This window comes from Mycolicibacterium llatzerense, from assembly GCF_000878195.1.
Taxonomy (GTDB): Bacteria; Actinomycetota; Actinomycetes; order Mycobacteriales; family Mycobacteriaceae; genus Mycobacterium; species Mycobacterium llatzerense.
The window spans coordinates 24,423-37,271 of record NZ_JXST01000019.1 but is presented as its reverse complement, the minus strand read 5'-3'; the positions used below and the strand labels follow the sequence as shown (position 1 = coordinate 37,271).

Sequence of the window (12,849 nt, the reverse complement as noted above, 5' to 3'; positions counted from 1 at the left end):
TGGGTATCTGGTACCCGGGGTAATGACGCCTACGGACGGCAATTTGATACCTTCGGACACATGGCGGTTGACCAAGTGCACCGCGAGGATGCGGACTGGGATATTCCGAGGCCGGTGGCGACCAGTCGCCACCTGCTGGAGGCGGCCCGAATACTCGATATCGCGACGGCTGAGTGCCTGTCGGACACCGGCCTCACCGCCGCCGACATCGCGGACAATGCGACAGAGATCCAAGCCGGCCAGGAACTGGCCATCGTCCGCAACATCCTTGCGCGCGTGGATGATCCGCATGAATTCGCCCAGATGGTGGGCTTGCAGTACAACTTCGCGAACATGGGCATTCTGGGGTACGCGCTGCTGGCCAGTCCGACCATGGGCGACGCCGTCAATATTGCCTGTCGGTACGCGACGCTGTCATCCACGTTTCTGCGGCTGATCCGGCATGACACCGCCGATGGTGCCGTCATCGAGTTCGACAACAGCCATGTCCCCGGCGACGTCCGCGGGTTCATGCTGGAACGCGACATGTTCGCCATCACCAATCTGGCGCCGCTGCTGGTGGCGCAGTTGCCGTCGGAAGTGGCCGTGCGGATCGAATTGCCTGGCATCGAGTTACCCATCGAACGCTTGGAATTCATGCGGGTCGCCATAGAACTCGACAGCGCGGCGGCGACCACAGCACTGAGCATTCCCGCCGCCGTCCTGGCTCTTCCGATGCCGGCGGCCGATGCCGCCACCGCAGCGGTCTGCGCTCAGCAGTGTGAAGACCTGTTGGAAGCCCGTCGTCAACGCCGCGGGCTGGCCGCACAGGTGCGCAACCGGCTTGTTCGGGATCCAGGGCAACTGCCCTCGATGATGGCGATCGCCGAGGAGTTCTGCGTCACGGAACGAACGCTGCACCGACGGCTCACGGCCGAACACACCAGCTACCGGCAGTTGGTCGACGAGGTCCGCGTGACGCTCGCCTCGGCCTTCCTGTCGTCAGGTCTCACCGTCGAGGAAACCGCGCGCCAACTCGGCTACTCAGAGACGGCGGCGTTCACTCGGGCCTTCATCCGCTGGACCGGCGAAGCGCCGAGCAGACACCGCCGGGCCCGGTCTTGACGGTGACTTCTGCTGGGCATCAATCAATTTCGAGTTTCTACGTCATGCCGTTCGGTGACGTTCGCCTGGCGAATCGCCGCTCGCAGTTGGGTGCTGCGCGCCATGATCGGTTCGGCCAGCGCGATCGTGGTTCGTAACGCCAGCAGCAGCGGCAGATAGCGCGGCGCATAGATCTGGCGGGCGCGGCGCTTGATTCCGTCCACGATGGCGCGGGCCGCGGCGTCCACCGGTGCCGGCTCGCTGAACCATTTGGGCAGTGGGGCCATGACTGCCTCGAGGCCGGTGCCGCCCAACAGGTCGTTGCGCACCATTCCGGTGTCGATCAAGCCGAAGTAGGCGACGCCGGCGGTGGCTCCGGTCTCGGTGATTTCCATTCGCAGTGACCGGCCGAGGGCTTCTACGCCGGCCTTGCTCACCCCGTATGCCGAGATGGTCGGGGTGGGAATCGCGGCGGCGGCAGACGCGATGACGAGCGCATAGCCTTTTCGCTCGAGGATCGACGGCAACGCGGCGCGGACAGTGTGCGCCACACCGCGGACGTTCACCTCGATCACCCGATCGAACTCCTCGGCTGTCATCGCCGCGAATGTCTTTACTGGACCGACGATTCCGGCGTTGGCGACCACCACGTCGATGCCGCCCAGTCGCTCGATCACCTGTGCCATGGCCTGGTCGAGGGCACTCGCGTCAGTGACGTCGGCGACGAACGGCACCGCGCTACCGTCCAGCGATGCGGCGACCCTGCGCAGGGCAGTTTCATCGCGGTCGATCAGCGCGACCTGTGCGCCCTCATTGACCAGCAGTCGGGCGGTGGCTTCGCCGATACCCGCTGCGGCGCCGGTGATCGCCACGACCTTGTCGGTGAGGTCCCATCGATGAGCGCGGCGCGGCCAGGGGAGGTTCATGCTCCAAAACTATGAAGGCGCGGGTCATCACGGAATGTGGGAACCGGACCACTATTTGACAATTTCAGACGCATGGCGGTCGCAGCTGCGCGCGATGGTGCGAGCTGGGATTGCACGGCGGTGGGTGGTGGGGGCACCCGCCGAGCCGGCTGGGCCGACGGTAGGGGAGTGCCGGCGCGCTGGCCAACTGTGTCCGGTTCTATCAAATAGCTGACTGATTCACGCATTCCGTGGCGACTCGTCGGCCCATAGCGTTGCGGGTATGACTAGCGTTCGTCACAGCGGTAGACGCATGCCTTCGGTCGCGATCATCGGGGCAGGGATGTCCGGCATGTGCATGGCGATCACGTTGCGCCAGGCCGGAATTGATGACATCACCCTGTACGAGAAGGCGTCCGATGTTGGTGGCACCTGGCGGGACAACACCTATCCCGGGCTGAGCTGTGACGTGCCGTCGCGGTTCTACCAATACACCTTCGCCACCAACCCGGCCTGGAGTCACTTCTTCTCCCCGGGCGCCGAGATTCAGCACTATTTCACGAAGATCGCCGACGACTACGGTCTGCGTGACCGAATCCGGTTCGGCACCGAAATCGTCGAGGCCATCTTCGGTGACGACAAGTGGCGGATCCGTACGGCGGCCGGCGATGAGCAGGTGGTCGACTTCCTGATTTCGGCGGCCGGCGTCCTGCGGGTACCTCGGTATCCGAATATCAAGGGCATCAGCGATTTTGGCGGTGCGGTGATGCATTCGGCCCGCTGGGATCACGGGGTGGCGACGGCAGGCAAACGGGTCGCCGTGATCGGTACCGGGTCGACCGGCGTGCAGATCGTCTGCGGGCTCGCGTCCGAGGTGCAGCAACTCACGCTGTTTCAGCGCAGCGCCCAGTGGGTGGCTCCGGTGCCGAACCCGCCCTACTGGGCGGCGACCGATCGGGTGCGAAAGCGACTGCCGCTGCTGGGGCGCTTCGCGTATCACGGCTATCGGGACGTCTTCGAATTCCTGGCACATGCCCTCGTGCGTCCCGGATGGCAGCGCACCCTGATCAGCCAGATATGCAAGGCCAATCTGCGTACGGTGCGTGATCTGGAATTGCGGCGCCGGCTCACCCCCGACTATGCACCGATGTGCCGCCGCTTGGTCATCTCGTCCGGCTTCTACCGTGCCATGCAACGCGACAACGTCGCCCTCGTGACCGACGGCATCGATCACGTCGAGTCCCGGGGCATCGTCACCGCCGATGGGGTGCTGCACGAGGTTGATGTGATCGCCTTGGCGACGGGTTTCGACGCGCACGCCTTCATGCGTCCGATGCAGCTGATCGGCCGCGACGGTGTCACCGTCGACGAGGCGTGGGCAGATGGGCCACGAGCGCACCTGACCGTCGCCATGCCGGGGTTTCCGAACCTGTTCATGCTGATGGGGCCACACAGTCCGGTCGGCAACTATTCACTGACCGCCATTGCCGAGATCCAGGCGAACCACATTGCCGGCTGGATCGACCGCTGGCGCGACGGCCAATTCGACTCGGTCGCACCGACACAAGCCGCCACCGACGAGTTCAACGCGCAGATGCGCGCGGCGATGCCGGGCACCGTCTGGACAACCGGTTGCACCAGTTGGTATCTCGGCACCGACGGGCTGCCCGAACTGTGGCCGTGGACGCCCGCGCGTTACCGCGCGCGGCTGGGTGAGCCGCCAACCCTGGACGACTACGACCTTCGATCCCGGCGCGCGGTGAGCGCGCGAAAGGTGTCCCACTGATGTCGATTCATGTCCCACCTCTGGCCGTCCGGTCGCTCGCGTTCCCGTTGGGTCGGTTGGTCTTCTTGCCCTTCATGCCGTGGCGGGTGCAGCGGCGCGCGCTCGACCTGGCGTTCACCTGGCCCGGGGCGCCAGACGGGCTGACCGTCCGCCAGACCGAGCTCGGTGGCGTCCCTACCGAGATGCTGACTCCTGAACAACCCGTCGACCGGGTCCTGCTGTACCTGCACGGCGGCGGCTACACGGTGGGGTCACCGCGCAGCCACCGGGCGCTCGCCGGGCGACTCGCCCTCGCGCTCAACGCGGTCACCTATGTCCCCGACTACCGGCTGGCGCCGGAGCATCGGTTTCCGGCCGCCTTCGACGATTCCCTTGCGGCGTACCTGGCACTGCTGGACGGTGGGTGGCGCGCCGACCAGATCTTCGTCGCCGGTGATTCCGCAGGTGGGGGACTGTCGATGGCACTCGGTGTCGCCGCGGTCCAACGGGGACTGCCCGTGCCGGCCGCGATCGGATTGTTGTGCCCGGGAATCGATTTGACCCTGTCCGCGATGTCGAGGCTGACGCGGGTGCGTTACGAACCGTTCTTGACACCCCGGCTGATGCAACGCTTCGCCGAGGCCTATGCGGATGTCGACGACCGGGCGCATCTGGCGGCGTCACCGCTGCTCGCCGATCTCGCCGGTCTGCCCCCGCTGGTGGTGGACGCCGCGGGCAACGACCCGCTCCTGAGTCAAGCACAGCGGCTCGTGGACAAGGCGCGGCAGTCCGGAGTCACCGTGCACTACCGCGAACACGCCAAGATGCCGCACGGATTCCATTCCGGTGCCGGGCTGGTGCGGCAGGCGGACCGTGCCCTCGATGATGTCGCGGCGGCGCTGCTGAGGTTGTCCGCAGCGCTGCGCAGCACCGGCAGGAGATACCGCAATGAAGCCTAGATTCGGTCCGAAAGTCATTGCGATGACGGGCGAGGCCGGGAGAGTTGATCTCGCGGTCGAGACGGGTCCGGTCATCACCGTCTGTTCTCCCGCCACGGGCCACGTCATCGACTCGGTGCCGCAGGTGGACGCCGCCGCGGTGGCTGCGGTCATCGGAGAACTACGTGTCGCACAACCCGGCTGGGCAGACTTGTCGGCGCGGGCACGGGCCGCGCACCTGCTGAGATACCGTGATTGGCTGCTGGACAACGAGTTCCGGCTGGCGCAGATGCTGCAGCGGGAAACCGGCAAGCCATGGGCCGAGGCCAACCTCGAGATTCCGTACATCGTGGATGCGATCAACTACTACACACGGACCGCGCCCCGGCTGCTCGCGGACCGCGCGCCAGAGCGCCACGGAATGATCGCCGCGACCAAACGTCAGCACCTGGTGCAGCGACCGTACCCGGTCGTGGGGGTGATCACGCCGTGGAATTTCCCGCTGGGGCTCTCACTCCTGGATGCGGTACCGGCATTGCTGGCCGGGGCTGCGGTCGTGGTCAAACCTTCGGAGTTCACCCCACTGACGGTGGCTGCAGCGATCGAAGGCTGGACAGCGGTTGGGGCACCCCGTGTTCTGGAGTGCGTGATCGGTGCGGGCGAGACCGGGGCGGCAGTGGTCGACAACGTCGACTACGTCCAGTTCACTGGGTCGGCGCGAACCGGCAAGGCCATTGCGCACGCGGCGGCGGAGCGGCTGATTCCGTGTGGCCTCGAGCTCGGTGGCAAGGACGCGATGATCGTGCTCGATGACGCCGACCTGGCCCGCGCGGCCAATGCGGCGGTGTGGGGCGCGCTGGCCAATTCGGGCCAGATGTGCGTCTCCGTAGAACGCGTCTACGTCGAAGCCGGTGTGTACGACGAATTCCTCCGTCTCGTCGTCGAGAAGCTGAAAGCGTTGCGTGTGGGAGAGGACGATCAGCAATTCCGTTATGACGTGGGGCCGTTGGTCACCGGTGCCCAGCTCGCGATCGTGTGCGACCACGTCGACGACGCGGTCAGTCGTGGGGCCACCATCGTCGTCGGTGGTGCGCCCATCGAGGGCACCTCGTTCTTCCAGCCCACGCTCCTGGTCGACGTCGATCACACCATGCTGTGCATGCAGCGGGAGACGTTCGGTCCGACGCTGCCGGTGATGAAGGTGCGGGACGAAGACGAAGCGGTCCAGCTGGCCAACGACTCGGACTACGGACTGTCGGCCACGGTGTTCTCCGGCGACAGAGCCCGGGCGGAACGGATCGCGCGCCGGCTCGATGCCGGGGCGGTCAACATCAACGACGTGTTCGGCAACCTGTTCACCCTGTCGATGCCGCAGGGCGGTTGGAAGCAGTCGGGGCTGGGCCGCCGCAACGGCGCCGACGCCGTGCTCAAATACGCACGGCCGCAGGCGATCGTGTCCGCCCGCGTACAACCGGCCAGCGAGTTCATCTGGTACCCGTACACCGCGATTCGAGGGGCCATCGTGCACCGCGTCGGCCGTCTGCTCGGTGCCCGCGATCTGCTCCGCCGATTCAGTTGACCGGACCAGATTCGGTGGCGTATCGCCGGCGACACGCATTTACATACCGATTGGAACGGTATGTCTACAGATTTCGCGACGCCACGACGTACCATTCAACAGTGGTGACAGCAGGTGTGGACGGGCGGGCCAGGCGGCGTACGCAGGCCGAGCGCACCGCCGCCATGCGAACTCGTCTGTTGGATGCCACGGTCGAATGCCTGGTCACCTACGGTTACTCCGGAACGACGACGCAGAAGGTTGCCGAGATCGCCGGCGTCACACGCGGGGCCCAGGTCCACCATTTCCGCTCGAAGGAAGACTTGGTGGCGGCGGCGGTCGAGCACCTGGCCGAGCAGCGGGTCCAGGCCGCGGTCCGCGATCTCGGGCGGACAGCAGCCAAGCCCGATCCGGTGTCGACGATGCTGGACTACCTCTGGGAATCACACCAGGGGCCGATTCTGGTTGCGACGCTCGAACTCTGGGTGGCCGCACGCACCGACCCGGTGCTGGCCGAGCATATCGAGCGTGTCGAACCCATCGTCACCGGTGCGCTGATCGGCGCACTGGCGCAACTGATTCCGGATCGCGGCGCGCAAAAGGACCTGCGCGACCTGGCGTTCACCGCCATGGATGCACTGCGCGGAATTCTCCTGTTGAGCTTCGTGGACCGGGATACGAAACTGGCCAAGAAGCGCTGGAACCGGGTGTGTAAGCAGCTTCGTGGCATGTTTGTCGAAGCCCTCGGCGGCAATCCCATTAACGCCAAAATCTCCTTCTGACCAGTCTTTTTCGGGTCGTTCCGAGCAATTGATAGCTCCTTGCTGACCTAGGTTTCGGCTACCCTCTTGTTAAGATACAAACAGGTTGGTATGTTTCTGGCATCGCACAGAAAGAGAGGGTTCATGCCCAACAAGGTGTATGTGATCGGCGTCGGGATGACGAAGTTCGAGAAGCCCGGCGCTCGTACCAACGCGGACGGATCGGCGTGGGATTACCCGGATATGGCCCGCGAGTCGGGCTCAAAGGCGTTGCAGGATGCCGGGATTGACTACCGCGAAGTCCAGGAGGCGTACGTCGGCTACGTCTACGGCGAGTCGACGTCAGGACAGCGGGCGGTCTACGAGCTCGGGATGACCGGCATCCCGGTGGTCAACGTCAACAACAACTGTTCGACCGGCTCCACCGCGCTGTATCTCGCCGCGCGGGCGGTGCGCAGTGGCCTGGCGGACTGCACGCTCGCGCTCGGTTTCGAGAAGATGCAGCCGGGCTCGCTGGGCGCAACGTATGACGATCGCGAGCAGCCCATGGCCAAGCACATCATGGCCCTCGCCGAGATCTCCGAGGTGCTCTTTCCGCCGGCGCCGTGGATGTTCGGTGCGGCTGGCCGCGAGCACATGAAGCAATACGGCTCCACCACTGAGCATTTCGCCAAGATCGGCTACAAGAACCACAAGCATTCGGTGAACAATCCGTACGCGCAGTTCCAGGACGAGTACTCCCTGGACGACATCCTCGGCGCGCGGATGATCTACGACCCGCTGACCAAGCTGCAGTGCTCGCCGACGTCGGACGGCTCCGGCGCGGCGATCCTGGCGAGCGAGGCGTTCGTCGACAAGCACGGGCTGGCGGGTCAGGCGGTGGAAATCGTCGGGCAGGCGCTGACCACCGACTTCGAGAACAGCTTCGACGGTACCTGCAAGGCGCTGATCGGCCACCACATGAATGTCGCTGCCGCCCAACAGGTTTACGAACAGGCGGGACTCGGTGCCGAGGACTTCCAGGTCATCGAGCTGCACGACTGCTTCAGCGCCAACGAGCTGCTGTTGTACGAAGCGCTGGGCCTGTGTGGCGAAGGTGAAGCCGCGAAACTGGTCGACAACGGCGACACCACCTATGGCGGACGCTGGGTGGTCAACCCGTCCGGCGGGCTCATCTCCAAAGGACATCCACTGGGCGCGACCGGCCTGGCGCAATGTGCCGAACTGACCTGGCAGCTGCGCGGCACCGCCGACAAGCGTCAGGTGGAAAACGTCACCGCAGCCCTGCAGCACAACATCGGCCTGGGTGGGGCCGCCGTCGTCACCGCCTACCAGCGCGCCGAACGCTGAACCGAACCATCAACGAACACAACACAACCGATCAACAGGAACAAGGAGTACAACCATGGGACACATCGAAGCCACCAAGACCCTGTCGGCCTCACCGGAAGCAATCTGGGCGATCGTCTCGGACCTCTCCACTTGGGACAAGTGGTTCACCGTCCACGAGAAGTGGCTGAGCGAAGTGCCGCCCACGATCACGCCGGGTACTGCGTTGACCGCAAAGATCGTCATGCTGGGCATGGCCAACAAGATCGAATGGAAGATCGAGAAGATGGACGCGCCCACCACCTTCGCGTTGTCCGGCACCGGCATGGCGGGAGTGAAGGCACTCTTCGAGTTCACCGTCACACAGTCGGGTGAGGGTTCGGAGTTCACCGTGGCCGGAGACTTCGAAGGCGCGCTGGTCAAGGGTGCGCTGGCCAAGGCGGTGGAGAAGGACGGTGCCAAGCAACTCGACAAGACCCTCGAGCAGCTCGACGCGCTGGCCGCGGCGGCGGTCTGAAATGGCCGACGAGGAACTGGTTTTCGATGATGCTGGGCTCAACAAGTGGACCGACGACGACCACTTCGAGGTCACCCGGGAGCACTTGATCGACTATGCGAAGGCCACCAACGATCCCATCCCGGCGCACCTTGCCGGTGATGTGGCCCCGCCGATCTTCGCGATCGTGCCGGTGTTCGAATCCTTGCTGACTCCGACCGTCGACGTGGCGCCAGTGGAGCTGATTCCCCGGGTGGTGCACGGGGAGCAGGACTTTCACTTCCACCGGCCGATCTACCCGGGTGACAAGCTGGTGTCGCGCGGCATGATGCTCGGCTACGAAGGGCTCGAGAACGGCACACGCGCATCGGTCTACCTGGAATGCCGGACCGATGATGGTGACCTCGTCAACGAACAGTACGTGACGTGCTTCTTCCGCGGGTTCAACGCCGGCAAGAAGATCGGCGAATTGGGCCCGAGCCACAAGTTCGACACCGCTCTGCGCGACGAACCCCCGCTGGCCAAGGTCATCCAGCATGTCGATGCCGACCAGACGTTCCGTTACTCACCGGCATCGGGGGATCCGATGCCGATCCACCTCGACGAGGAGGTGGCCAAGGATGCCGGGCTGCCGGGCATCATCGCCCACGGCCTGTGCACCATGGCCTTCACATCGTGGGCCTTGCTGACCGAGGTCGGCGGCGAAGACGTCAACCGGCTCAAGAGATTTGCCGTCCGGTTCTCCAAGATGGTTTTTCCCGGTGATGACCTGGAGACCCGAATCTGGCAGGCCGGCCGCGGCGGCCACACGACGAGATACGCGTTCGAGACCGTCCGAAACGGCAGTGCCGGCGAGGAATTCGCCATCACTGACGGCCTGGCCGTATTCGCCGATTAGTTGAGTTGAGAGGACTTCAGACATGGGAGCTTTGGCAGGACGGATCGCCGTCATCACCGGCGCGGGGCGCGGCATCGGCCGCGAGCACGCATTGCTGTTCGCCCGGGAAGGCGCCAGCGTGGTCGTCAACGACCTCGGTGGCAGCAACACCGGCGAGGGGGCAGACGCGGGACCGGCGCAAGAGGTCGTCGACGAGATAGTTGCCGCCGGCGGCAAAGCAGTCGCCAATACCGACAACATCGCCACCTGGGCTGGGGCAGCGGCCCTGATCGAACAGGCAGTCAGTGAGTTCGGCGGTCTGGACGTGGTGGTGAACAATGCCGGGATCTTGCGTGACGGCTTCATCCCGACGATGGATGAATCCCAATGGGACGCCGTGGTTTCAGTACATCTCAAAGGCCACTTCTCGGTGCTCCGGCACGCGGCGGCGTACTGGAAGGCGCAAAGCAAGGCCGGCAACCAGCCGAACGCCGCGGTGATCAACACGGCATCGGGATCGGGCCTCACCGTCCCGAACGCCGGGCAGGTGAACTACGGTGCGGCCAAGGCCGGCATCGCGGCGATGACCTTGGTCGCGGCCGATGAACTGGAACGCTATGGCGTGCGGGCCAACGCTATTGCACCCATCGCCCGGACCCGGCTCACCTTGGCCACCCCCGGCATGGGCGCCTTGATGGCGGAGCCCGACGACGGCGAGGTCGACCTGTTCAGCCCAGCGAACATCTCACCGTTGGTGGCCTACCTGGCAACGGAGAAGTGCCTGCTGACCGGCAAGGTCTTCGCGGTGCAGGGCGGCGCGATCTCCGAGCTCGGCGGCTGGCACGACCTGACAACCATCGAGACCGACGGTCTGTGGGAGATCGACGACATCGCGGGGAGGCTGTCGTGATCGAGTGGTCCGAATCCGACGAGCTCATTCGCGAGAGCGTCCGCGAGTTCATCGACAAATACATCGAGCCGCATCGTGACGGCCTGGAGCGCGGCGAGGTGTCGCCCTATCCGATCGCCCGAAAGTTGTTCAGCGAGTTCGGTCTTGACGCGGTTGCTGCCGAGGCCATCAAGACCATGCTGGAGAAGGAAAGGGTCAAAGCGGCCGCTATCGCCGCGGGGGAGCCGAAGCCGGAGAAGGGCGAGCGGTCGTCGGGCGGCATGGGCGATCTCGGCGGTCAGATGTCGATGGCCGCCGTGCTGGTGTCCGAACTGGCCGGCGTCAGCATCGGGCTGCTGAGCACCCTCGGCGTCAGTCTCGGCCTGGGTGCGGCCACCATCGCCAGCCGCGGCACGCTGGCACAGAAGGAGCGGTGGTTGCCCGAGCTGGTAACCCTCGAGAAGATCGCGTGCTGGGCCATCACCGAACCCGACGCGGGTTCGGATGCCTTCGGCGGCATGAAGACCTACGTCAAACGTGACGGTGCCGACTACATCCTCAACGGCCAGAAGACCTTCATCACCAACGGCCCCGACGCTGACGTGTTGATCGTCTACGCCAAGTTGGATGAAGGTCATCCCGATGCGGATCGCCGGAACCGCAAGGTGCTCACCTTCGTGCTCGAATCCGGGATGCCGGGCCTCACTCAGGGCAAGGCCTTCAAGAAGATGGGCATGATGTCCTCGCCCACGGGCGAGCTGTTCTTCGACAACGTGCGCATCACGCCGGATCGGTTGCTCGGTGAGACCGAAGATCACGGTGGCGGGGACGGGCGCGAAAGCGCCCGCGCGAACTTCGCCGCAGAGCGGCTGGGAGTGGCGCTGATGGCGCTGGGCATCATCAACGAATGTCACCGGCGTTGCCTGGACTACGCCAGGACCCGCACGCTGTGGGGCCAGAACATCGGACAGTTCCAATTGATCCAGCTCAAGCTGGCCAAGATGGAGATTGCGCGAATCAACGTGCAGAACATGGTGTTCCAGACCCTGGAGAAGGTGCAAGCCGGAAAGATCCCGTCGCTGTCCGAGGCGTCCGCGGTGAAGCTGTATTCCTCTGAGGTCGCGACCGACGTCGCCATGGATGCGGTGCAGTTGTTCGGCGGCAACGGCTATATGGCCGAATACCGGGTGGAACAACTCGCGCGGGACGCCAAGTCGTTGATGATCTACGCGGGCAGCAATGAGGTCCAGGTGACCCACATCGCGAAGGGACTACTGGCCGGATGAGAACCGCGGCCCCACTCACCGTCATGGCGATAGTTGATCGACTGACCAGGAATTCGGTTGCGCGGGTGGCTGCCGGTACTGCCATCCGGCTGATGGCAGCCAACCCGCGGCTGATCACGCTGATGCGGCCGGTCGCCAACAAGGCGATCGCCCGCCTCACCTCTGTCGTCCCCGGAACGACGGTCGAATCCGTCGAGCCGCCACTACACGGTGAGTGGGTCCGCGCGCCGGGTGTCCGCGACCGCGCGGGCGTCGTACTGGTGTTGCACGGCAGCGGATATGTGGTCTGCTCGCCGCGCACGCATCGGGGCTTTGCGTCGTGTCTGTCGGAGTTCTCGGGGCTGCCGGCACTGGTCATCGGTTACCCGTTGGCGCCAGAGCACACGTTCCCCGCCGCCGAGGATGCGGCAATGGCGGCGTATCGGTGGCTACTCGCCCAGGGCTACGACCCGCGCAAAGTGGTGATCGCCGGTGATTCGGCCGGCGGACACCTCTCCGTGGCGGTGGCGCTGCGGGCCAAGAAGGAAGGCCTACCAGCGCCCGCCGCATTGGCGTTGTGGGGCCCGTTGATCGACCCGTCCTACCGGGCGCCGATCGCCGATCCCCGGGTGCGTCGGCAGCCGTTCGATCCCCGTGCGGCTGCCCGCGCCTTGGCGCTGTACGTGGGTGATTCGGACATCGCGGATCCGCGGCTGTGCCTGCTCAACGCCGATCTATCGAATCTGCCGCCGATTCAATTGCACTACGGCACAAGAGAAGTCATGCGTGCAGATGCTGAAGCCTTCGCCGCGCGGGTGACTGCGACGGGCGGCCACTGCGAGCAGCGGGTATGGCCGGGATTGGCCCACGGCTATTGGATGGTGCCACGTCGCCGCGACGGAAGTTTGGACAGCATGACGACCGGCGGTGGTTTTCTGCGCGCCGCCGTGGGGCAGGCACATCAGCCCATGGCGCAAGAGTGA

At 65.1% G+C, this 12,849-nt stretch carries 12 protein-coding genes; 11 read left to right on the top strand and 1 reads right to left on the bottom strand.

From position 1 onward, the window contains the following. The first annotated feature begins 60 nt into the window (after window positions 1-60). Complete coding sequence (locus TL10_RS14675) at window positions 61-1,104, top strand: AraC family transcriptional regulator (RefSeq protein WP_043986170.1); 1,044 nt, start codon at window positions 61-63, stop codon at window positions 1,102-1,104. 23 nt (window positions 1,105-1,127) lie between these two features. Here TL10_RS14675 and TL10_RS14670 read toward each other — a convergent pair whose 3' ends face one another. Beyond that, complete coding sequence (locus TL10_RS14670) at window positions 1,128-2,009, bottom strand: short-chain dehydrogenase/reductase (protein WP_043986169.1); 882 nt, start codon at window positions 2,007-2,009, stop codon at window positions 1,128-1,130. 262 nt (window positions 2,010-2,271) lie between these two features. Here TL10_RS14670 and TL10_RS14665 point away from each other — a divergent pair, with 262 nt between their 5' ends. The 10 genes from TL10_RS14665 to TL10_RS14620 all read left to right on the top strand — a co-directional run bounded on the left by TL10_RS14665 (window position 2,272) and on the right by TL10_RS14620 (window position 12,849). Beyond that, window positions 2,272-3,774 (top strand): flavin-containing monooxygenase, encoded by a 1,503-nt coding sequence (locus TL10_RS14665; protein WP_043986168.1) that lies wholly within the window; start codon window positions 2,272-2,274, stop codon window positions 3,772-3,774. Next, window positions 3,774-4,712 (top strand): alpha/beta hydrolase, encoded by a 939-nt coding sequence (locus TL10_RS14660; protein ID WP_052506420.1) that lies wholly within the window; start codon window positions 3,774-3,776, stop codon window positions 4,710-4,712. The genes TL10_RS14665 and TL10_RS14660 overlap by 1 nt, the downstream gene beginning before the upstream one ends. A gap of 22 nt (window positions 4,713-4,734) precedes the next feature. Further along, window positions 4,735-6,270, top strand: coding sequence for an aldehyde dehydrogenase family protein (locus TL10_RS14655; protein ID WP_043986167.1), 1,536 nt, complete (start codon window positions 4,735-4,737; stop codon window positions 6,268-6,270). A 104-nt stretch (window positions 6,271-6,374) separates the two neighbouring features. Continuing rightward, window positions 6,375-7,031, top strand: coding sequence for a TetR/AcrR family transcriptional regulator (locus TL10_RS14650; protein ID WP_043986205.1), 657 nt, complete (start codon window positions 6,375-6,377; stop codon window positions 7,029-7,031). Between the two features lie 123 nt (window positions 7,032-7,154). Further along, window positions 7,155-8,360, top strand: a complete 1,206-nt coding sequence (locus tag TL10_RS14645) for a lipid-transfer protein (protein WP_043986166.1) — start codon at window positions 7,155-7,157, stop codon at window positions 8,358-8,360. Window positions 8,361-8,415: 55 nt separating this feature from the next. Next, on the top strand, window positions 8,416-8,856 hold the full coding sequence (locus TL10_RS14640; protein WP_043986165.1) for a type II toxin-antitoxin system Rv0910 family toxin: 441 nt from the start codon (window positions 8,416-8,418) through the stop codon (window positions 8,854-8,856). Window position 8,857: 1 nt separating this feature from the next. Then, window positions 8,858-9,733, top strand: coding sequence for a MaoC/PaaZ C-terminal domain-containing protein (locus TL10_RS14635; protein WP_043986164.1), 876 nt, complete (start codon window positions 8,858-8,860; stop codon window positions 9,731-9,733). A 22-nt stretch (window positions 9,734-9,755) separates the two neighbouring features. Next, entirely contained in the window at window positions 9,756-10,622 is an 867-nt protein-coding gene (locus tag TL10_RS14630) for an SDR family oxidoreductase (RefSeq protein WP_043986163.1), read from the top strand. Beyond that, complete coding sequence (locus tag TL10_RS14625; protein ID WP_043986162.1) at window positions 10,619-11,887, top strand: acyl-CoA dehydrogenase family protein; 1,269 nt, start codon at window positions 10,619-10,621, stop codon at window positions 11,885-11,887. The genes TL10_RS14630 and TL10_RS14625 overlap by 4 nt, the downstream gene beginning before the upstream one ends. Window positions 11,888-11,952: 65 nt before the next feature. Next, window positions 11,953-12,849: an alpha/beta hydrolase gene (locus tag TL10_RS14620; RefSeq protein ID WP_234711448.1), complete on the top strand. Its 897-nt coding sequence runs from the start codon at window positions 11,953-11,955 to the stop codon at window positions 12,847-12,849.

Excerpts from the sequence above, each read along its gene's own strand:
- TL10_RS14660 (WP_052506420.1), top strand. The coding sequence starts at position 3,774 with ATGTCGATTCATGTCCCACCTCTGGCCGTCCGGTCGCTCGCGTTCCCG.
- TL10_RS14640 (WP_043986165.1), top strand. The coding sequence starts at position 8,416 with ATGGGACACATCGAAGCCACCAAGACCCTGTCGGCCTCACCGGAAGCA.
- TL10_RS14635 (WP_043986164.1), top strand. The coding sequence starts at position 8,858 with ATGGCCGACGAGGAACTGGTTTTCGATGATGCTGGGCTCAACAAGTGG.
- TL10_RS14670 (WP_043986169.1), bottom strand. The coding sequence starts at position 2,009 with ATGAACCTCCCCTGGCCGCGCCGCGCTCATCGATGGGACCTCACCGAC.
- TL10_RS14655 (WP_043986167.1), top strand. The coding sequence starts at position 4,735 with ATGACGGGCGAGGCCGGGAGAGTTGATCTCGCGGTCGAGACGGGTCCG.
- TL10_RS14645 (WP_043986166.1), top strand. The coding sequence starts at position 7,155 with ATGCCCAACAAGGTGTATGTGATCGGCGTCGGGATGACGAAGTTCGAG.
- TL10_RS14630 (WP_043986163.1), top strand. The coding sequence starts at position 9,756 with ATGGGAGCTTTGGCAGGACGGATCGCCGTCATCACCGGCGCGGGGCGC.
- TL10_RS14665 (WP_043986168.1), top strand. The coding sequence starts at position 2,272 with ATGACTAGCGTTCGTCACAGCGGTAGACGCATGCCTTCGGTCGCGATC.
- TL10_RS14675 (WP_043986170.1), top strand. The coding sequence starts at position 61 with ATGGCGGTTGACCAAGTGCACCGCGAGGATGCGGACTGGGATATTCCG.